This is a genomic window from Rahnella sp. PAMC25559 (assembly GCF_050632365.1).
GTDB lineage: Bacteria > Pseudomonadota > Gammaproteobacteria > Enterobacterales > Enterobacteriaceae > Rahnella > Rahnella rivi.
Window position 1 is genome coordinate 2,494,080 of record NZ_CP192543.1, and the last position, 18,682, is coordinate 2,512,761.

The following is an 18,682-nucleotide window of genomic DNA, read 5'->3' on the forward strand; positions in this document are numbered from 1 at the left end:
TTTTCTCCCTTAAATGTGATGCGGCTCGAATATATTAATTTTGTTTATTACAAAAAGCAGGAATAAGCCGTGCCTGCGTCACATTTGATTAAAAGCATAAAACATAAGTGAAATATCAGAATATCCCGCTTCAATGTCAGGAATTATAAAGACAAAGGAATTCTAATTTAAAAATTAAGGTGAATGCATGTCAGCGTTAACTGAAAGGATCACCAACAAAGAAAAGCTGGGTTTTGGATTAGGTGATGCGGCAAGCCATATCGTTTTTGATTCCTCTGTCGCAATTCTGGCTTACTTTTATACCAATATTTACGGACTTTCTCCCGCCGTGATGGGCACGCTATTTTTGGTGGTGCGCATACTTGATGCGATTACTGATCCGATAATGGGCGCAATTGCCGATCAGACGAAAAGTCGCTGGGGACGTTTCCGCCCCTGGTTACTGATTATTTGTGTGCCTTTTGCCGTGAGTTGCGTATTGGTGTATTCCACACCTGACTTCGGACAAACGGCGAAAATTGTTTACGCGGTGCTGGCCTATATCTTCATGACCATCATGTATACGGCAATCAATATTCCTTACTGTTCGTTAGGGGCAGCAATTACCGCAGACCCGCAGGACAACCTGTCACTCCAGTCCTGGCGCTTTGCGATTGCTCCTATCGGTGGCGCAATGGGGACTGCGCTCATCCTGCCGTTGGCTGATTTTATCGCTCCCGGCGATCGCGCCACCGGCATGCAGTGGGCGATGGGGATTTTTGGTGTGATTGGTTGCCTGATGTTCCTGACCTGCTTCCTGACCACGCGTGAGCGTATTACGCCCGTCAAAGAAGAGAATATGAATATCCTTCGCGATGTGCGTATTCTGATGAAAAATGACCAGTGGCGGATCCTGTCTGTCTATAATCTTGCCATGCTATGTGGGGTAGTAGTTCGCGGAAGCCTGCTGGTGTATTTCGTACAATATGTGTTGCATCAGGGCAGCGGTATTATTTCTATCTTTATGCTGGCAACGACAGTCGCTTCTGTTATCGGGAGTTTATTCGCGAAATCACTGGGTACCTGGATGTGTAAAATCCGTGCTTCCGTATGGGTTAACGTATTAAGTGCGCTGGTCGGGTTATTATTCTTTGTACTGCCAACAGAATATTGGATCCCCGCATTTATCGTGCATATCGCGCTGAATTTATTACAGGGTATAAATGCACCGCTGCAATGGTCAATGATTACCGATGCCAATAACTATGGCGAGTGGAAAACGCAACGTCGTATTACGGGCATGAATATTGCGGCGAATATTTTCGTGATTAAACTCGGCGTGGCAATCGGTGGTGCGCTGACAGGTTGGGGGCTGGCATGGTTTGGTTATCAGGCAGGCGTTGAACAACAGTCAGCAGAAGCGATACGGGGTGTATTAATTCTGTTTACCGTTTTACCGGCACTTTTCTATCTGATTACCGCGTTCTCCATCCGCTATTACCGTTTAACGGAAGACCGGATGAACGACATCATCGGCGATTTGCGTCAAAGTAAATTCCAGACCCAGAGTTAAGCCTTACAAACAACACGGACGCGCCCGCTGAGCTGGCGCGTCCGTGAAGAGAACATTACTTCAGTTCATCAACCATTTTGGTTGCACGGCCAATGTAATTGCCCGGTGTCATGGCTTTCAGGCGGACTTTCTCTTCTTCCGGTAATTCGAGAGAATCGATGAACGTCTGCATACCCGCAGCATCAACACGCTTGCCGCGCGTCAGTTCTTTCAGTTTTTCATAAGGCTTTTCAATGCCATAACGGCGCATCACGGTCTGGATTGGCTCGGCCAGCACTTCCCAGTTGTGATCCAGTTCATTCGCCAGATTCGCTTCGTTCACTTCCAGCTTGCTGACACCTTTCATGGTTGCCTGATAAGCGATCAGCGCATAGCCCAGACCCACGCCGAGGTTACGCAGTACGGTGGAGTCGGTCAGGTCGCGCTGCCAGCGTGATACCGGCAGTTTGCTCGCCAGGTGCTGCAATACGGCGTTGGACAGACCCAGGTTACCTTCTGAGTTTTCAAAGTCGATTGGGTTGACTTTGTGCGGCATGGTGGAAGAACCGATTTCGCCAGCGATGGTGCGCTGTTTGAAGTGGTTCAGGGCAATGTAACCCCAGATGTCGCGGTCGAAGTCGATCAGAATGGTGTTGAAACGTGCCACGCAGTCGAACAATTCCGCGATGTAATCATGCGGTTCGATCTGCGTGGTGTACGGGTTCCATGTCACGCCTAAAGAGGTCACAAACTCTTCGCTGAACTGGTGCCAGTCCACTTCCGGATAGGCAACGATGTGGGCATTATAGTTGCCGACAGCACCGTTGATTTTCCCCAGAATTTCAACGTTTTCCAGCTGCTTAAACTGGCGATCCATACGATAAGCGACGTTAGCCAGTTCTTTACCGATGGTGGATGGCGTCGCAGGCTGGCCGTGGGTGCGGGACAGCAGCGGAATGTCGCGGTATTTATGCGCCAGACCTTTGACCGCATCAATAATTTGTTTCCAGTACGGCAGTACAACGTCCTGACGTGCCGTTTGCAGCATCAGTGCGTGGGACAGGTTATTGATGTCTTCTGAGGTGCAGGCGAAGTGGATGAACTCAGACACCGCGTGCAGGGCAGGGATGGCAGCCACTTTCTCTTTCAGGAAATATTCCACCGCTTTGACGTCATGGTTGGTGGTCTTTTCGATGTCTTTGATGCGCTGCGCATCGTTGACATCAAAATTGGCCACTAACTGGTCAAGGAAAGCGTTTGCGTCGGCATCAAAAGCAGGAACTTCCTTGATTTCTGCACAGGCGGCCAGTTTTTGCAGCCAACGTACTTCAACCTGCACACGGAATTTCAGCAGGCCAAATTCGCTGAAAATAGTGCGCAGCGCGCTGACTTTATCACCGTAGCGTCCATCAACGGGGGAAACGGCGGTCAGTGAGGATAATTCCATCGGTAGCAACTCCTGGGATCTTATTAACAATGAGCGAGAATATTTTTCGCCTGTTCAAACAGACGATTACGGGAAAACATCAGCTGCAGGCGGCCACCGCCGACCTGATGCCACAGCACAGCGGAACGGATACCGGCCAGTAAAATAGCGCGAACCTTCGCCTGCACCTGAGAATTTTGTAAAATGGCCGGTGAACCGGTCACCTGAATACGCGGACCGGCCGGGCTGACGACATCGACATAAATTGAGGCCAGTGAACTTATCATGGTGTCGGATTCAAGCTCATAATGTGCCAGCTGGCGGTCGAGCTGATCGATGCGTTCACCAAGCTGATTCATCGCCGGCTTATTGGCATAAAGCTTGCGCTCCAGCACCATCAGGCTTAATGCGTAGCGCGTTAACTCAGCGCCAGGCCCCTGACGGTTGGCGTTGAGCACGCCTAACAGTGTCTCCAGCCCCATCTTCAAATTGGCTTCATTATTACCGTACACCGCCAGCGTGGACGCCGGATTCATCTCCAGCAGGCTGCGCAGTGAAACTGACATTTCTTCCTGAGCGCACTGACCGTCATGTGCCAGTTGCTGAACCAGGCGTGCTGCCTGACAGATCCCCGCCAATGCCAGCGTAATGTCATAGTAATTTTTAGCCACGTTTACTCCTGTAAGCGTTTTCGAAACGATGAGACGCGGTGCCAAAGAAAATAGCCCAAACTAATGGCGACAGATCATGCCATAAAACTGCCCCTAAACACAGTTCGGAATCAGTGCAGAACGTCACAGGCGGGCAGAAATAAAGCGGGACGCCCGAAAGCGTCCCGTATTCATGCGCCAGATTGTTCAGTATCAGACCTGAAGTGGCAGGCGTTGTTCGATAATGCCGCCGCCCAGACAGATTTCACCGAGGTAAAATACCGCTGACTGGCCGGGTGTCACGGCCGCAACAGGCGCATCAAAACGCACTTCAATGCGGTCTTCGCCGAGCGGCGTCACCACACAGGGAATATCTTCCTGACGATAACGGGTTTTCACCGTACAGGTCAGCGGGGCGGTCAGCGTTTTGCGATCGACCCAGTGCAACTGCTGGGCAATCAGACCGACGTTCATCAGACGCGGATGCTCATGGCCTTGCGCGACGTAAAGAATGTTGTTTTCCACATCCTTTTCCACCGTGTACCACGGCTCTTCGCTGCCGTCTTTCTGGCCGCCGATGCCCAGACCTTTACGCTGACCAAGCGTGTGATACATCAGCCCCTGATGCTGGCCCATGACCTGACCCTCAACGCTTTTAATCACGCCCGGTTGTGCAGGCAGATAGCGGCCAAGGAAATCACGGAATTTACGCTCACCGATAAAACAGATGCCGGTAGAGTCTTTTTTCTTAGCAGTGATCAGATCCAGTTCTTCCGCGATGCGGCGGACTTCCGGTTTTTCCAGTTCACCCACCGGGAACAGGCTTTGTGCGACCTGTTCGTGACCGAGCGTGTAGAGGAAATAACTCTGATCTTTGTTGCCATCAACGCCACGCAGCAAATGGCTGACACCGTCGATATCCTGACGGCGCACATAGTGACCGGTCGCGATGTAATCCGCGCCCAAATCTTCTGCCGCAAACTCGAGGAAGGCTTTAAATTTGATTTCTTTGTTGCACAGAATATCCGGGTTCGGCGTGCGTCCGGCTTTATATTCCTCGAGGAATAATTCGAACACGTTGTCCCAATATTCCGCCGCGAAATTCACGGTGTGCAGTTCAATGCCCAGCTTGTCGCACACGGCCTGCGCATCGGCGAGGTCGGTGGCTGCTGTGCAATACTCTTCGTCGTCATCCTCTTCCCAATTTTTCATGAAGAGGCCCTCGACCTGATAACCCTGCTGTTGCAAAAGGTAGGCAGATACGGAGGAATCGACACCGCCGGACATCCCGACGATCACTTTTTTCTGGCTGTTGTCAGACATAATAGTCCCGAAACATAGGAATTAATTGCCCGGCGCTGACGGTGTTTTTCAGGGTATTTGTCCCACGAGGATGAAGGCCGCGCGCGACAAAAAACACCACAGCAACCCGGACATCGGTTACTTCTTAAAGATTACGCAAAAAAGAACGCGCGAAATTTTATCACGTCAGGCCGGTTGCTGCATCGCTGATTCACAGGAAAGCAACAACCGGCCCGGCAGGTTATTCCGGCAGGTTGAAATTGTGCAGGATTTCCAGAGGGTAACGCGGGGATTGCTGGTAACAGCGGATGCTTTCCGCCACCAGAGGCGAGCGCAACTGTGAGGAGCCCATAATCTCTTCGGCAGTGACCCAGCGGCACTGATCGATGTCGTCGTCCTGCGGCGCGGTGTCGGACATGTGTGGCAGATCAATCACGAAGGCGAAACGCAGGAAGGGCGTGCCGTCCGGTGCCTGCCACTGGTGCAGACCAAGGAACGACTGAGGTTCGGCATGAATGCCCGTTTCTTCATATAATTCACGTTTCGCGGCGCTGACTAATGTTTCGTCAGCCTCCAGATGACCGGCGGGCTGGTTCCAGGTGACTTTACCTTGGACGGTTTCTTCCACCACCAGAAATTTTCCCTGAGCCTGTACGACGCAGGCAACGGTAACGTGCGGTTTAAACATGTGAAATTTCCTTCCATTGGCCGGGTTGTAAGTCGCCGAGTGTAAACTCGCCCATGCTGTAACGGATAAGACGCAGCGTCGGAAAACCCACGTGTGCCGTCATGCGGCGCACCTGCCGGTTTCTCCCCTCGTACAACGTGATTTTCAGCCACGCAGTGGGGATCGCTTTGCGCTCACGGATTGGCGGATGACGCGGCCATAACCATTCCGGTTCATCAACGATTTCAGCGCCAGCGGGCAGGGTGGCACCATCTTTCAGCACAACGCCCTCACGCAGCGCCACAACCGCCGCAGCATCGGGTTCACCCTCGACCTGAACATAGTAAATCTTCCCGGTACGCTTGCCCGGTTGTGTCAGCGCAGCCTGCAGTTTGCCATCGTTGGTCAACACCAGTAAACCTTCGCTGTCGCGATCCAGACGGCCTGCGGCATAGACATCTGTTAACGAAATGTAATCCTTTAGTGTCGCGCGACCCGCCTCATCAGTGAATTGTGGCAGTACATCGAACGGTTTATTGAAGAGAATCACTTTTCTCGGCCCTTTTGGGGCAGATTGTTCTTTGGTAGGCCGTTTGCTGAAACGTTTAACGTTGTGATTTTTAAAAGATAGCGGGTTCATAGGCATTGAAGTTAGAGAGAATTAGCGCATTATACTTGAAAAATGTTTCGGATTGGCTAGCGGGAAATATTCGAGTAGTATCAACCGGCATCTTACAAATTTTTAACAAAAATGCGCTCGAAGGAGAGGTTAATGGAAAGCAAAGTAGTTGTTCCGGCTGAAGGTAAAAAGATTACAGTAGACGCTCAGGGTAAACTGGTTATTCCTAATAATCCTGTGATCCCATTCATCGAAGGTGATGGTATCGGCGTTGACGTGACTCCAGCCATGATCAAGGTTGTTGATGCGGCAGTTCAGAAAGCCTACAAAGGTGAGCGTAAAATCTCCTGGATGGAAATCTACACCGGTGAGAAATCAGTAGAACTGTACGGCAAAGACGTATGGCTGCCAGAAGAAACTCTGGATCTGATCCGTGATTACCGTGTTGCTATCAAAGGCCCACTGACTACGCCAGTTGGCGGCGGCATTCGCTCCCTGAACGTAGCCCTTCGCCAGCAGCTCGATCTGTACATCTGTCTGCGTCCGGTGCGTTATTACACCGGCACGCCAAGCCCGGTTAAACGTCCGGAAGATACCGATATGGTGATCTTCCGTGAAAACTCCGAAGATATCTATGCGGGTATCGAATGGAAAGCCGGCTCTGCTGAAGCCGACAAAGTGATCAAATTCCTGCAAGACGAAATGGGTGTGAAGAAAATCCGTTTCCCACAGGAATGCGGCATCGGCATCAAACCTTGCTCCGAAGAAGGCACCAAGCGTCTGGTTCGTGCGGCGATTGAATACACCATCACTAACGATCGTGATTCACTGACGCTGGTTCACAAAGGCAACATCATGAAGTTCACCGAAGGTGCCTTCAAGGATTGGGGCTACCAGCTGGCGCGTGAAGAGTTCGGCGGTGAGCTGATCGATGGCGGCCCGTGGGTGAAAATCAAGAACCCGAACAACGGTAAAGACATCATCATCAAAGACGTCATCGCTGATGCCTTCCTGCAACAGATCCTGCTGCGTCCTGCTGAATACGACGTTATTGCCTGTATGAACCTGAACGGTGACTACATCTCTGATGCCCTGGCGGCACAGGTTGGCGGCATCGGTATCGCACCGGGCGCAAACATCGGTTCTGATTGCGCGCTGTTCGAAGCCACTCATGGTACGGCACCGAAATATGCGGGTCAGGATAAAGTGAACCCAGGTTCCATCATTCTGTCTGCAGAGATGATGCTGCGTCATATGGAATGGTTCGAAGCGGCAGACCTGATCGTGAAAGGCATGGAAGGCGCAATCGCGGCTAAAACCGTGACTTACGATTTCGAACGTCTGATGGAAGGCGCTAAGCTGCGTAAATGTAGCGAGTTTGCCGACGACATGATCGCCAATATGTAAGCTGACAGTCATCAGAATCTGATGCCTGATTAACGCTATCTGAGGGAACCTGAGGGTTCCCTTTTTTTATCTCATTTTCAGGGGCTTATTGTTTATTTTTTCAGCCTTATTGTGCATCCGGGCCGCGGGTGTTAAATATGAGCCACTTTTTTGACAGTGGATTGAATTCTCGTTGCGCTTATTCCTTTCCAACTCCTTGTTTCGTATCGATCTTCGACGCCTGATCCTCAGTTTGGCCGTCATGAGCGCCTTCGTGACGCTGGCAAACAGCTTCTATGCCAGCTACAGCGTCCAGCGCCAGTTGTTAATCGACAATACGCTTGAAGAGAACCGTGTCTATGCCGCAAAACTGGCGGCCAGCACTGAACAGTTTTTGAAAAGCATGCAAAAGCAGCTCGCTTACAGCAGTGTTATCGCAGCGAGTCATTTCGACGATCCCAAAATATTGCAGGCAGAAACCGCCCGTCTGAAGTATCAGACCGACAGTTTTAACTCGGTCGTGATCACCAACATGAAAGGAAAGATCCTCGCGACCTCGCCTGACAGTCTGCAACTTATCGGCCACACGGTGAACACGCCGGGCGCGCTGGAAGCCCTCAAAATGCGGCGGCCAATGATCAGCAAACCCTATATTTCTCTGGCTAAAAACCTGGTGATCGTTATTTCAACGCCGGTAGTTTCTGAGCAAGGGGAATACCTGGGCTACATTGGCGGCACTATTTATTTGCGGCAGAAAAGCATCCTCAACGAGCTGCTGGGCGAGCATTATTACCGCGATGGTTCCTATATCGCCGTGCTTGATAATGAACGGCGCATTCTTTATCACCCGGATGCAAATCGTGTCGGAGAAGTGGTCAAGCCGCGCCCTCTGACGGAGGCGCCAAAAAGCAGTGCCAACGGTAGCCTGATGGTCACTAACCTCGCCGGCAAGGCGATGCTGGCCGGGTATGCGGTGGTTCCGTCATCGGGGTGGGAGATTGTCACGCAGCGACCCACCGACGCCACGCTAAAGCCGCTTGAGGGGCTGATGTATAAAGTTCTCCGGCATCTGACGCCACTGGCGATTGTCACGCTGTTGATTGTCTGGCTATTCTCCCGATTAATCGCGCGGCCTCTCTGGCTGCTTGCGCGTAGCGCCAATGAGATGGATAAGCCGGATGTTTCGAGCAATATTCGCGAAATTCCTTCCTGGTATTTCGAATCTACGCAGCTCAAGCGCGCGTTGCTGATTGGCATCAGCCTGCTGCAAAAGAAAATCGGCAAGCTGAAATTCGAGACACAGACTGACCCGATGACCGGTTTGTTCAACCGACGGGGGCTGGCGATGACGCTCGAAAGCGTTGTACAACTGCGTCAGCAGTTTTCCGCCATCACGCTCGATATCGATCACTTTAAGGCAATTAACGACTCTTATGGCCATGATATCGGCGATGAAGTGATCAAGTCACTGGCTGAGCAGATTCGTCACAGTGCGCGTGAAAGCGATATTTTGTGCCGTGTGGGGGGCGAAGAGTTTCTGGTCTTGCTGCCGGGAACGCCGCTTGCAGAAGCGGGAATGATTGCTGAACGTCTGCGACAAAATGTAGAAACGCTGACGTTGCCAGGCATTCAGCCGATCACCATTTCTCTCGGCGTCGCGTACTGGAATCAGCAACAGGGCGAGCCTGACAAAGCGCTGAAGCGCGCGGATGAAGCGCTGTACAGAGCTAAGAAAGAAGGGCGCAATCGCGTAGTGATTTCGCAATAACCCCGATTGCGCGATGAACATCAGGGCAACACCGGCCCTGATGTTCATGCGTTATTTTGCCGCCGAAGCCTGCTGCTTTTTCGCCTGCGCTGCCAGATGATGCCCCACGGCACACCCGGCCACGGCGCCGAGCACCGCGTGATGTTTAAGATGTCCGGCCACGCCACCCACCACCGCCCCCTTCAGGCATCCTGCTGCCTGAGCAAATGAACTGGTCAGCAACATGCCAGCCATGATTGCGCCAAAAATTGTTTTCTTACCCACATATCCCCCTGAATGAACAAATAGTGCTGAGCCAGAAAATGTCACATCGGGTTGCACGTTGTCATTTCGGCATCTGTAAGCAGTTACTGCCGCTGTTACCGGTTGGTCCGGAATGTGGCTTTGCTGACGGGGAGTTTGTGATAAGTCACGGTTACATCTGTCAGAGGGGCTAAAAGTCTCATTGATGTAAGGTTTACATTGGCGAAGTGTCGGGTAAGCCGTTCCTTTTCATAACTCTGCTAAACTTAGAAAAGTAACCGGCGGAGATCCTCCTTCTCTGCTGTCTCCGGTTATTTCCACTCGTGAAGAAGGATGCCGCTATGACGCATCAAGAACAATTGCAGGCCCTGATGGTTCGCATTGACGCGCTGGAACAACGTGAAAAGCAGCTCACTTACGCCTCAAACGCTTATCAGGCCATTCTGACGACGCTGTTAGGAACACTTGATAAATCCACGCGTGACCGGGTGATCAATATGGTCGATCAGGCTCACGACATGGCGTATGCCAGGGCCAATCTGGAGCAGAAAGGGAATATTCTCGGCGCGGATGACATCACTCAGCGCATTTTCCTGTTTGCACAAGGCCGCGCTGCGCAGTCTAAATAACGTGACGTAACGTCGCACGACGTCGTAATTTAGCAGACTCGTCATCGGTAACGGTGACGAGGATTTTGTGTGTCTGGGGTCAGGAGCGGCGGTCGGCTTTGAGCATGTTGATCGCCGCACCAAGCAGTATCCGGCGCTGAACGCCGGTTGCGCTGGCCAGTTGCCCATCAAGATACCCAATCAGCGCATCAACGCTCAGAGGCTCGCCTCTGTGGCGCATCTGAATCACGCCGTCGCCAATAATCCGCGCAACTTCATCCCATAGTGGTTGTATCTCACTTTCCGAGAATTTCATCATCGCTCCCGTTTGTGTGATTTACGTACAATCTATCATCTGAGTCGCAGGTGGCAAAGAGGGGGCGAGGTGAAAGCGGAAGAGATAAGTGGCGCAAAATTGTGATGCCTCTTCCACCGGGTGAGCGGAAGAGGCCGGGACGCGTTAGTGCTTAATCACATAAAGATCTTTGGTGTAGACGTAGTTCAGCAGGTTGTCTTTGAAACCGCCGACATAAGGTTTCACCAGCCGCGGGCTGACATAGTGATACAACGGAATGACCGGTGATTGCTCTGTAAGCACTTCCTCGGCTTGCTGATAAGCCTTACCGACATCGGCTTTGTCGGTGGCCTTCAGCGCATCATCCAGCGCTTTGTCGTAGGCAGCATTGCTGAATTTCGGTGTGTTTTCACTGTTGCCGGTGCGCAGGGTATTCAGGAAGGTGGATGGCTCGTTGTAGTCTGCAATCCAGGCATAACGGACAACGTCATAGGTGCCCTGATGCATGGTATCAAGCATGGTTTTCCATTCCTGATTCTGCAATGTCGCATCTACCCCAAGGTTCTTTTTCCACATCGAGGCGGCCGCGATAGCAATGCGCTGATGTGATTCTGAAGTGTTGTAAAGCAGGTTGAATTTCAGCGGATGATCAGGGCCAAAGCCCGCCTCTTTCAGCAGTTTCTTCGCTTCCTCATTACGTTGCTCTTGCGTCAGACTGGCTTCTTTCGGTTTTGCGAAAGTAAACCCACCGGTGTTATCCGGAGACAAGTGCCAGGCCGGTGTTTGTCCCTGACCTAATACTTTATCGGCGATAATGGATTTATCGATCGCCAGATTCAGCGCCTTACGCACGCGAACATCGTTGAATGGCGGCTTTTGGGTATTCATTGCGTAGTAGTAAACGGCAAGGTAAGGGCTGACATGCACCTGCGAACCCAGCTCTTTCTTCAGTGAAGCAAACAGGGTTGCAGGTATGGTTGCCGTAATGTCGATTTCTCCGGCTTTGAATCGGTTTACGTCCGCAGTCGGAGAAGCGATAGGTAAATAGGTGACCTTGTTGATCACCGTGTGCGAATTATCCCAGTAGGTAGGGTTGCGGACGGCAGTGATGCGTTCATTGACTGTCCAGGTATCGAGTTTGAACGGTCCGCTGCTGACCATGTTGCCTGGCTGCGTCCATTTATCACCGAACTTCTCCACATCGGCCTGACTTATCGGCGAGAGAGAAGGGTGGGCGAGCATACCGAGGAAGTAGGAGAGCGGCTGATCGAGGGTAATTTCAAGGGTCTGCTTATCAAGCGCTTTGATACCCAGCTGATCCGGTGTTTTTTTGCCACCAATAATGTCGCCCGCATTCAGCACATGCATGCTGCCGAGGTAGCTTTCATAAGGTGAGGCGGTTTTTGGATCGATCAGGCGTTGCCAGCTGAAAACCACATCCTGCGCGGTGATCGGCTTCCCATCAGACCAGACAATCCCGGGACGAAGATGGAAGACCCAGGTGATGTTGTCTTTCGTTTCCCAACTGCCCGCCAGCGAAGGCTGTGCATTGCCGTTGTCGTCAATCGTTATCAGCCCGGCATACAGGTCACTGAGAATATTGAATTCAACGTCACTTTCTACTTTGTGCGGATCCAGTGATGCCGGTTCACTGCCGTTATTGCGGACGATTTCTTGTTTTGCAGCCAGTTCGACGCCTGCGGGAACATTCGCGGCCCAGGTAGAAAAAGAAGTCAGAAAGCTGGTTGAAAGAAGGAGTGCGAACGGTAGCTTTTTAAAACAGCCATAAGTTTTACGTATCGTCATTGCCATTTCCTGCCCTGTCAATATGGTTAAATATCAATGAGTAACAGGATATTCATACCGTTGTTCGGGCAGTTTAGCAATCTTTATGAGATTATTAGTAGTGACTCTGTGAATGCTCACGCACTGCATCAAAAGTCAGCATTGTCATGCGCAGGGATCCAGTAACCATCGATGAAATCTTCGATAGGATAACAACCTGCCTGACGCAGCCCCTGTTGTTGCATCGCGAGGGTACATTGTTGCTGAGTATTAAAGGCATCCACGACAAATTCTTCGCAACCCCCTCCCAGATAACAAATGGTCAACACAAGTGCAAACATAGCGCTCCTCCTTCCTTTTCCCGCAAGGATAAGCATAGAAGCATTCTGCCGTTAACAACATATGTCGATGTTTGTTTGCTGTTTAATTGTTCGCTGAAGCGCGAGAGCGGGGCTGTTATTTAGCGTAGCGAGAATTTAATCAGAGAGCGTGATATCCTCGCGGCCATAATTTTTACGAATGATCTTGATGAAAGGAGCACCCGATGTCTGACGCTTTAACCAGAGAACAAGAATATGAGTCTGATCTGGTCGCCTGCCAGTTGGTGATTAAGCAAATTTTGGATGTGATTGAGATTATTGCGCCTGCTGAAGTGCGCGACAAAATGTCTCATCAGTTAAAAAGTATCGATTTTAATCATCACCCGGCTGGAGCTGATCCGGTGACCAAACGTGCTATCGAAAAAGCGATTTCACTCATCGAGCTTAAATTCACGAAACACGACAGCTGATATCCAACGTTGTGATGCCTGTCAGACAGGCATCACAACGTGGAAGATCGGAAAGCCTGCGTTATTTATTATCGACCACTTCACCCATTTGCTTGAAAATCGGGCAATTCGCCACACCAATCACGCCGCTGTCCGAATGAATATACTGCGAACTGACAATCCCTCTGGCCGTCAGATACTGACATTTAAGGCCTAAGCCCGCTGCATTTTCACTGCTGCCAACGGTAACACCGTAGCCCGAAAACAGAAAAATCGCATAAATAACGGCCAGCACAATAATGCCTTTGATAACACTCATTCGAGAAACTCCTGATTATCTATCCTGACATTCAGGATATTGATAAACAGAGTAGATGTTATTTCTGGTGCGTTGTCATCTCAGCAGAGTCTTAATCTGGCTTTCTTTATGTCAAAGCAAAAAATTGGCCCCTGAAAAGGAGCCAATTGATGTCATTGCGTCAATTCAGAACAGCACTTACCAGCGGTATTTCATACCCAGATCTGCAGCCCAGGGTTGGTCAACATCGCTGCCGCCAAGGTAGTTAGCGCCTGCGTAAATGGTGAAGTTTTTGCTCATATCGAACTGTCCACCTAAACCAACGCGAACTGCGGAACCATCGATACCGTTGTCGATACGGTCACCGTTGATATCTGCATCGTTATTGGCATCTTCATAGACATACGCCAGCGTTGCATAAGGGCTGATCGCCTGATCGGCACCCAGATCGAAGGTGTAGCCGATATTCCCACCCAGTTCGTAACGCATGCTGTCATAGGCCTGATCGCTGACTTTCATGTTGTTGCTCATGCTGTAGTCGTCATCGCCGATGAACACGCCTGTGATACTTGCATAAGGTGTCAGGTAAGCTTGTGGCGCGAATTTCCAGTCATAACCGGCTTTCAGACCAAAGCCCCAGGCATCGGTAGTGCTATCGCCAGAAACCTGCTGACCATCGCTCATGGTGCTGTCAGTCGAGTTGCTGAAGTGGCTGTAGCTCAGAGAGGTATCAATGAATACGCCATTTTTGAAGTCCAGGCTGGAGTAAACGCGTGCTGACTGGCTGTCAGTGTCTGCGTCTGCATCATCCATAGAAAGGCTGGATTTCGCGAAGCTTGCCGCCATACCCACCAGCCACTGACGATCGCCGCCACCTTCTGTCACGGTATCAAGACCGACCATGATGCCGTTAACGTCCTGATCGTAATCAACAACGCCATTGTCACCGTTCTGCTGACCACCGAAGTAATTCACCCAGACGCCGCCTTTGTCATTACCCTGGGTATGACGAGAGCTATCCATACGGTTGCTCAGGGTATCCTGCTCCATATGCCAGGTTGCAGCGTTGGAAGAAGGCAGGCTCAGCGCAGCGTTCGCAGTAGACGTGATGCCTTGTTTAGCCAGAACCACGGTATCGCCAACTTGTTGGGCCTGATATTTGTAGGCGCCCAGATCAGCGGAATTTGCGTGGGTGAAGGAGGCGTTACCCCCATAAGTGCGGATCAGCTCTTTGTTCTGGTAATCCGCGACACGGCCTTCGCCCGTTGCGTTGTTGATACGCACCTGATAGTTACCGTCAGCCACACCATTTACGGCCAGGTGACCATCGGAATTCATGCCGATAGTCCCGCGGTCGTAAACATAATCAGCGGCAGTTTTGTCACGTGCATTGTTCAGGTCGGCGTTCAGCACATATTCGCGGCTGCCGGTGTTAAACGTACCGTCGTCGGTCAGCACCATATTGTGCGTATCAACCTGGCCTGCGCCTAAATTCAGCTCAGAACCGTTGCCTACGGTGACGGTATTGGCATACAGGGAGGCTGATTCTTCTGTCAGCGTCGCTTTACTGCCTGAGTTCAGGTTCAGGGCATTGGTATAGACTGCACCATGTGCAGCGATTTTCAGGCTGGATTGGTTAGCCAGAGAAATGTTGTCCGCCAGCAAGCCAGACTCAGCAACGTTGACTTGTGATTTGTGGTCTACGGTCAGATTGTCAACGTTAGACATCTTGGTCGTGTCCCATTCTGAACCATTATCCAGAGCAATATTAAACAGGCCGCTTTGGTAAACATCTTTGCCAATCAGGTAACCCGTTGTGTCGCTTAAGACAGATCCAGGCCAGATGCTGTTAGCTGAGCGGTCATAGAGATAGGCATCTGCGTCAACGTCAGAGATTGCCGCACCGACCCATTTACTGCCGTTATTCAGCGTCAGGTTCAGTTCGTCTGTGTCGTCCCAGCCATTACTATCCGGCACCCCATCAGCATTGTTGTCCTGGCCGCCAGGATAATAGTTTTCATCGAAGGTACTGACGAAAGAAACATCGCCTGTGATCGTGGAATTATTGAAAACAGCATTGGTTTTCATAGCATTATCAGCTGTTGCATTGGCGACAACCGATAAGGCGACATCGTCAGCAGCAACGCCATTTGCACTGATATTACCGTAATCGCTTGGCTTGTCAGACTGACCGTAGAATCCGCTGGTCTGCAATTCGGTATAAGAACCGGAAGTGAGCACGGAATCATTAACGGTCAGGTTATTATCGAACGTGTTCGCGTTATTAACGTCGGTATCAACCCATTCGTAACCTTGCGACAGTGCAATGCCAGCAACGTGTGAGTTATTTTGGATGACGATATTACTTTCCTGATCCAATGTCACGGCCACACCCATGTCATAGGTATTCAGGGTTTCATGGTCACGAACTTTATTAGCGTCAGTAACGTCGTAGTCGAAATGTTCGTATGTATCATTAATGGTGGAGTTATCGATAGTCAGCTGTAATGGAGACTGATCATAATCATTTCGTGCAGTACCGCAATCAGTGGTCATGCACTCTGAGGTGATCATGCCGTTGACGGTAGTGTTAGTGATATTGAGCGTATTATTTGTGCCGTTATCAAAGCCCAAATAGTGAGTTGAGATAACGCCGTTCACCACAGCATTATTGATTGAAGAGTAGATGTCTCCGCCAACGTAACCGTTATCTGCACCATCATTATCCGCATAACCACGATAGCCAATATGATTCGCCAGTGTAGAGTCATGATAGAACGTGTCATATACGGTACCGGAGATGTCGGCTGACATCGCCGCAGGTGCAGCGACTGCAACAGCGCAGGCCAGCGCTATTTTAGAAACGAAGAACTTTTTATTCCATGCATGCATTTATTAATCCCTCAACAAAAAATCATCAGCATGAATCAACCGGGAATGACCCCGGTTATTATGCTTTCATTTATATAACGAAGAGACAGAATACCTGTTCGACGGCGGGATAATATTTTAATGAGGTGTGTAATTCAATAAATAAGTTCAAAGAAAACAGAGGGAAAAATGAATTATTTTTTTATACGTCAAAAGGAATTGATGTTTATTAGTGTTATTTAAAGCAGCGTATTTCTCTATAATTTCCAAATGGTAGTTATAACTTGCTTTAAAGTGTGAGAGGGCGCCAAAGAAAAATCATGATACACAGTGACGTTGACCAGAGAATAAGGCGCTCAGTCAGCACTGAACCATTTTCAGGATGAAATTATTTTCGGTTTATTCAGTCTTTATTATTCGGAAATCCGCGTAAATATAAATTGATTAAAAAAATCTCTTTTCAGGAAACAACACAATGAAATAATGAACAGCGCGCGGAGCAGAGAGATTCGTTTTTATTTGATTCAGATCAAGCAGGTAAGAGGTCAATATATTGATAAGAATTATGAATTTTTATGTATGATTTACGTACGTGATTATTTCACGCCAATCTGTGTGCAAAAGGCCGCGCTTCGTTATATCGTTGTTTAAGATTTCCGTCGTACTATGGAAATCTGTTCCATATCATGTTGGACGTTGCCATTGAGCCCTGACAGACGCGCAGTAAACCAGAAGAGAACCGCAATCAAATTGAAAAAACCTGTTTTCAAGTTCAGGAAGATCGTCGTGTTCGTTCTTTTCCTGCTTATTTGCGTTGGCCTTTACCTGATGGCGCTCAACAGCTACTGCGATCAGGGGGGGAACTTTGACCTCGGCGTGTGCGCCATCACCTCCTTTATCCCTTTTTAAACGCCGCCAGCCGTGAGCCCTGCGTAAGAAATTCCTGTTTTTTTGTGATCCACTTCACTGTCCCGTCGGGAATGATAAGATGTGCGCTCAGAACATCCAGTGGTAGGGTCGTAAATGTTTGATTTCGCTATGGGCCAAAACAGCCTGGCTTCATTGGCGCTGTGTGCACTTTCAGCGCTGTTATTCTTATTGGTCTGGTTCTTTGTCAGCCGGGCCAGTGTCAGGGCAAACCAGCAGATTGAATTGCTTCAGGAAATTGCTGAGCAGCAACGTCAGCAAACGGAGTTGCTCAAGATCCTGACCGCCAGGGCAAAAGGCGCCGAGCCTGTTGCCGACGCAGAAGAGGATTCCGCTCTCAGCCTGCGTGGTTTTATTCCTGAAAGATAAGTGGTTTTACTGACCCGCCCCGTGCGGGTTTTTACCCTTCACTTGCTCATGACCGCCTGGACCTTCCATTCATAAATCTGTCTTAATCATCCGGTAGTCTCCACGCATGTGCTCTGTGAGAGGGAAGAACCGATGATTAAATGGTCTGAAGAAAACGACACCGATGTAAACCACAGTATCGCCTTACTGACCGGGGAAGAGCCTGAGAAGTGGTATCCCTACGGCGGCATCAAAGGCAAAGATTATTGCAACAATCCCTCCGACGCGTGGCCTATTATTTGCGCCAACAAAATCAGCATAAATTTTAAAGAGTTACAGAGCGATCCTCTTTGGCTTGCAGAAATTCAAAGCCCTCATGGCCAGTGGCAGGCGCAAAGTAAACGTCCATTGCGGGCAGCCATGGTCTGTTTCCTGCTAAGTAAAGAAAGTAAGGCTTGCGCAGAGTAAAAAGCGCAGAGATACTCAGATTGTGACAAGGTTTTGCAAAGAAGTGATTCGAATAAGCGTCGCGCAAAGCGATGAGTATCAAGTGATTAATGTTTCCTCATTTTGACAGTTGTGTCTAAGGCGGAGTCCATTATGAAGCGCATCATTAAAGGTGATAAAACTCTCTCCCATCTGGTGGTTGCTCACGCAGCTATCGATAGTCATGAAAAAGCCTATGGCAAACGGCGTCAGGGTTGGCCTTCGACTTATCTCATCAAATATAAAGATGCGCGTGTTGCGGTAGAAGTGGTGACCCGCAGACAATCCTATGTTGCTACTCTCATGATCGGAGCCAGAAATCTGACCAAACTTTGCGGTATGCCTGCCTGATAATCAGCGTACATCAATTTTACTTCAAACCGTGCCGGGCTCTTCCTGCACGGTTTTTGTTTTACAGGGCTTTCCTGATGAGAGGGGGCTGACGGAAACCGCCGCGCGGGAAAGGGCGCTTTAGCGTGCGGAAAACCATCGCGATAAGATCAAACATCAGCAGCATTGTTCCCGTCAGCGCCAGTATCAGCAGGCTGAAAACAGCGAATGTGACAAGCTTAAGGGCTGGCGGAACGCTCATCCGGCGAAAGCGGGAGCGAAGCCATAAGCGTCCGTATTGCGTCTGAATTTGCATAATATGGGTCAAACGCGCAGAAAATGAGCTGCGGCGATCGGTTGTATTCCGGGTCAT

21 protein-coding genes are annotated in these 18,682 nt (G+C 50.1%); 9 read left to right on the plus strand and 12 right to left on the minus strand.

Annotated elements, in window-relative coordinates; genetic code table 11:
* Nucleotides 1–187: 187 nt before the first annotated feature.
* Nucleotides 188–1,552: a glycoside-pentoside-hexuronide (GPH):cation symporter gene (locus ACQZQY_RS12820; protein WP_431295728.1), complete on the plus strand. Its 1,365-nt coding sequence runs from the start codon at nucleotides 188–190 to the stop codon at nucleotides 1,550–1,552.
* A 55-nt stretch (nucleotides 1,553–1,607) separates the two neighbouring features.
* Here the strand turns inward: ACQZQY_RS12820 and purB are convergent, their stop codons facing one another.
* From purB to rluE, 5 genes are all read right to left on the minus strand, one after another.
* The gene (purB, locus tag ACQZQY_RS12825; protein WP_056778838.1) at nucleotides 1,608–2,978 is read right to left on the minus strand and encodes an adenylosuccinate lyase; all 1,371 of its coding nucleotides are present in this window, start codon (nucleotides 2,976–2,978) and stop codon (nucleotides 1,608–1,610) included.
* A gap of 23 nt (nucleotides 2,979–3,001) precedes the next feature.
* Nucleotides 3,002–3,628 (minus strand): high frequency lysogenization protein HflD, encoded by a 627-nt coding sequence (gene hflD / locus ACQZQY_RS12830; RefSeq protein ID WP_056778839.1) that lies wholly within the window; start codon nucleotides 3,626–3,628, stop codon nucleotides 3,002–3,004.
* 192 nt (nucleotides 3,629–3,820) lie between these two features.
* Nucleotides 3,821–4,930, minus strand: a complete 1,110-nt coding sequence (gene mnmA / locus ACQZQY_RS12835; RefSeq protein ID WP_431295729.1) for a tRNA 2-thiouridine(34) synthase MnmA — start codon at nucleotides 4,928–4,930, stop codon at nucleotides 3,821–3,823.
* A 220-nt stretch (nucleotides 4,931–5,150) separates the two neighbouring features.
* Nucleotides 5,151–5,597, minus strand: a complete 447-nt coding sequence (locus tag ACQZQY_RS12840; protein WP_431295730.1) for an NUDIX hydrolase — start codon at nucleotides 5,595–5,597, stop codon at nucleotides 5,151–5,153.
* Nucleotides 5,590–6,216, minus strand: a complete 627-nt coding sequence (gene rluE / locus ACQZQY_RS12845; protein ID WP_431295731.1) for a 23S rRNA pseudouridine(2457) synthase RluE — start codon at nucleotides 6,214–6,216, stop codon at nucleotides 5,590–5,592. The genes ACQZQY_RS12840 and rluE overlap by 8 nt, the downstream gene beginning before the upstream one ends.
* Nucleotides 6,217–6,348: 132 nt before the next feature.
* Here rluE and icd point away from each other — a divergent pair, with 132 nt between their 5' ends.
* Both icd and ACQZQY_RS12855 read left to right on the plus strand, forming a co-directional pair.
* Nucleotides 6,349–7,602, plus strand: a complete 1,254-nt coding sequence (icd, locus tag ACQZQY_RS12850; RefSeq protein ID WP_056778851.1) for an NADP-dependent isocitrate dehydrogenase — start codon at nucleotides 6,349–6,351, stop codon at nucleotides 7,600–7,602.
* Nucleotides 7,603–7,843: 241 nt separating this feature from the next.
* The gene (locus ACQZQY_RS12855) at nucleotides 7,844–9,349 is read left to right on the plus strand and encodes a sensor domain-containing diguanylate cyclase (RefSeq protein WP_431297188.1); all 1,506 of its coding nucleotides are present in this window, start codon (nucleotides 7,844–7,846) and stop codon (nucleotides 9,347–9,349) included.
* 51 nt (nucleotides 9,350–9,400) lie between these two features.
* Here ACQZQY_RS12855 and ACQZQY_RS12860 read toward each other — a convergent pair whose 3' ends face one another.
* Nucleotides 9,401–9,583 carry a hypothetical protein gene (locus ACQZQY_RS12860; protein WP_056779172.1) on the minus strand — a complete coding sequence of 61 codons (183 nt, stop codon included), beginning with the start codon at nucleotides 9,581–9,583 and terminating at the stop codon, nucleotides 9,401–9,403.
* A gap of 350 nt (nucleotides 9,584–9,933) precedes the next feature.
* On the opposite strand from ACQZQY_RS12860, the gene ACQZQY_RS12865 reads away from it, so the two are divergent.
* A complete protein-coding gene (locus ACQZQY_RS12865; RefSeq protein WP_056778857.1) occupies nucleotides 9,934–10,221 on the plus strand; it encodes a sigma-S stabilization anti-adapter protein IraP in 288 nt (95 codons plus the stop codon).
* A gap of 79 nt (nucleotides 10,222–10,300) precedes the next feature.
* Here the strand turns inward: ACQZQY_RS12865 and ACQZQY_RS12870 are convergent, their stop codons facing one another.
* From ACQZQY_RS12870 to ACQZQY_RS12880, 3 genes are all read right to left on the minus strand, one after another.
* The gene (locus ACQZQY_RS12870) at nucleotides 10,301–10,516 is read right to left on the minus strand and encodes a hypothetical protein (protein WP_122095668.1); all 216 of its coding nucleotides are present in this window, start codon (nucleotides 10,514–10,516) and stop codon (nucleotides 10,301–10,303) included.
* A 144-nt stretch (nucleotides 10,517–10,660) separates the two neighbouring features.
* Nucleotides 10,661–12,301 carry an ABC transporter substrate-binding protein gene (locus tag ACQZQY_RS12875; protein ID WP_431295732.1) on the minus strand — a complete coding sequence of 547 codons (1,641 nt, stop codon included), beginning with the start codon at nucleotides 12,299–12,301 and terminating at the stop codon, nucleotides 10,661–10,663.
* 128 nt (nucleotides 12,302–12,429) lie between these two features.
* Nucleotides 12,430–12,621 (minus strand): YebW family protein, encoded by a 192-nt coding sequence (locus tag ACQZQY_RS12880; RefSeq protein ID WP_056778868.1) that lies wholly within the window; start codon nucleotides 12,619–12,621, stop codon nucleotides 12,430–12,432.
* Between the two features lie 203 nt (nucleotides 12,622–12,824).
* Here ACQZQY_RS12880 and ACQZQY_RS12885 point away from each other — a divergent pair, with 203 nt between their 5' ends.
* Nucleotides 12,825–13,070, plus strand: a complete 246-nt coding sequence (locus ACQZQY_RS12885) for a DUF2766 family protein (RefSeq protein WP_056778871.1) — start codon at nucleotides 12,825–12,827, stop codon at nucleotides 13,068–13,070.
* 61 nt (nucleotides 13,071–13,131) lie between these two features.
* On the opposite strand, the gene ACQZQY_RS12890 is transcribed toward ACQZQY_RS12885, so the two are convergent.
* Together ACQZQY_RS12890 and ACQZQY_RS12895 are read right to left on the minus strand one after the other, a co-directional pair.
* Nucleotides 13,132–13,368, minus strand: a complete 237-nt coding sequence (locus tag ACQZQY_RS12890; RefSeq protein WP_431295733.1) for a YobH family protein — start codon at nucleotides 13,366–13,368, stop codon at nucleotides 13,132–13,134.
* Nucleotides 13,369–13,545: 177 nt separating this feature from the next.
* Nucleotides 13,546–16,239, minus strand: coding sequence for an autotransporter outer membrane beta-barrel domain-containing protein (locus tag ACQZQY_RS12895; RefSeq protein WP_431295734.1), 2,694 nt, complete (start codon nucleotides 16,237–16,239; stop codon nucleotides 13,546–13,548).
* A 765-nt stretch (nucleotides 16,240–17,004) separates the two neighbouring features.
* Here ACQZQY_RS12895 and mgrB point away from each other — a divergent pair.
* From mgrB to ACQZQY_RS12915, 4 genes are all read left to right on the plus strand, one after another.
* Nucleotides 17,005–17,127, plus strand: coding sequence for a PhoP/PhoQ regulator MgrB (gene mgrB / locus ACQZQY_RS12900; RefSeq protein ID WP_240993898.1), 123 nt, complete (start codon nucleotides 17,005–17,007; stop codon nucleotides 17,125–17,127).
* 114 nt (nucleotides 17,128–17,241) lie between these two features.
* On the plus strand, nucleotides 17,242–17,514 hold the full coding sequence (locus tag ACQZQY_RS12905) for a YebO family protein (RefSeq protein WP_056778882.1): 273 nt from the start codon (nucleotides 17,242–17,244) through the stop codon (nucleotides 17,512–17,514).
* Nucleotides 17,515–17,646: 132 nt separating this feature from the next.
* Nucleotides 17,647–17,961 carry a phage protein NinX family protein gene (locus ACQZQY_RS12910; protein ID WP_056778885.1) on the plus strand — a complete coding sequence of 105 codons (315 nt, stop codon included), beginning with the start codon at nucleotides 17,647–17,649 and terminating at the stop codon, nucleotides 17,959–17,961.
* 132 nt (nucleotides 17,962–18,093) lie between these two features.
* Nucleotides 18,094–18,330: a DUF4060 family protein gene (locus tag ACQZQY_RS12915; RefSeq protein WP_013576199.1), complete on the plus strand. Its 237-nt coding sequence runs from the start codon at nucleotides 18,094–18,096 to the stop codon at nucleotides 18,328–18,330.
* 61 nt (nucleotides 18,331–18,391) lie between these two features.
* Here ACQZQY_RS12915 and ACQZQY_RS12920 read toward each other — a convergent pair whose 3' ends face one another.
* The gene (locus ACQZQY_RS12920; protein WP_122095664.1) at nucleotides 18,392–18,682 is read right to left on the minus strand and encodes a hypothetical protein; all 291 of its coding nucleotides are present in this window, start codon (nucleotides 18,680–18,682) and stop codon (nucleotides 18,392–18,394) included.

Excerpts from the sequence above, each read along its gene's own strand:
- ACQZQY_RS12820 (WP_431295728.1), top strand. The coding sequence starts at position 188 with ATGTCAGCGTTAACTGAAAGGATCACCAACAAAGAAAAGCTGGGTTTT.
- purB (WP_056778838.1), bottom strand. The coding sequence starts at position 2,978 with ATGGAATTATCCTCACTGACCGCCGTTTCCCCCGTTGATGGACGCTAC.
- mnmA (WP_431295729.1), bottom strand. The coding sequence starts at position 4,930 with ATGTCTGACAACAGCCAGAAAAAAGTGATCGTCGGGATGTCCGGCGGT.
- ACQZQY_RS12840 (WP_431295730.1), bottom strand. The coding sequence starts at position 5,597 with ATGTTTAAACCGCACGTTACCGTTGCCTGCGTCGTACAGGCTCAGGGA.
- rluE (WP_431295731.1), bottom strand. The coding sequence starts at position 6,216 with ATGAACCCGCTATCTTTTAAAAATCACAACGTTAAACGTTTCAGCAAA.
- icd (WP_056778851.1), top strand. The coding sequence starts at position 6,349 with ATGGAAAGCAAAGTAGTTGTTCCGGCTGAAGGTAAAAAGATTACAGTA.
- ACQZQY_RS12855 (WP_431297188.1), top strand. The coding sequence starts at position 7,844 with ATGAGCGCCTTCGTGACGCTGGCAAACAGCTTCTATGCCAGCTACAGC.
- ACQZQY_RS12860 (WP_056779172.1), bottom strand. The coding sequence starts at position 9,583 with ATGGCTGGCATGTTGCTGACCAGTTCATTTGCTCAGGCAGCAGGATGC.
- ACQZQY_RS12865 (WP_056778857.1), top strand. The coding sequence starts at position 9,934 with ATGACGCATCAAGAACAATTGCAGGCCCTGATGGTTCGCATTGACGCG.
- ACQZQY_RS12870 (WP_122095668.1), bottom strand. The coding sequence starts at position 10,516 with ATGAAATTCTCGGAAAGTGAGATACAACCACTATGGGATGAAGTTGCG.
- ACQZQY_RS12875 (WP_431295732.1), bottom strand. The coding sequence starts at position 12,301 with ATGACGATACGTAAAACTTATGGCTGTTTTAAAAAGCTACCGTTCGCA.
- ACQZQY_RS12880 (WP_056778868.1), bottom strand. The coding sequence starts at position 12,621 with ATGTTTGCACTTGTGTTGACCATTTGTTATCTGGGAGGGGGTTGCGAA.
- ACQZQY_RS12885 (WP_056778871.1), top strand. The coding sequence starts at position 12,825 with ATGTCTGACGCTTTAACCAGAGAACAAGAATATGAGTCTGATCTGGTC.
- ACQZQY_RS12890 (WP_431295733.1), bottom strand. The coding sequence starts at position 13,368 with ATGAGTGTTATCAAAGGCATTATTGTGCTGGCCGTTATTTATGCGATT.
- ACQZQY_RS12895 (WP_431295734.1), bottom strand. The coding sequence starts at position 16,239 with ATGCATGCATGGAATAAAAAGTTCTTCGTTTCTAAAATAGCGCTGGCC.
- ACQZQY_RS12905 (WP_056778882.1), top strand. The coding sequence starts at position 17,242 with ATGTTTGATTTCGCTATGGGCCAAAACAGCCTGGCTTCATTGGCGCTG.
- ACQZQY_RS12910 (WP_056778885.1), top strand. The coding sequence starts at position 17,647 with ATGATTAAATGGTCTGAAGAAAACGACACCGATGTAAACCACAGTATC.
- ACQZQY_RS12915 (WP_013576199.1), top strand. The coding sequence starts at position 18,094 with ATGAAGCGCATCATTAAAGGTGATAAAACTCTCTCCCATCTGGTGGTT.
- ACQZQY_RS12920 (WP_122095664.1), bottom strand. The coding sequence starts at position 18,682 with ATGACCCGGAATACAACCGATCGCCGCAGCTCATTTTCTGCGCGTTTG.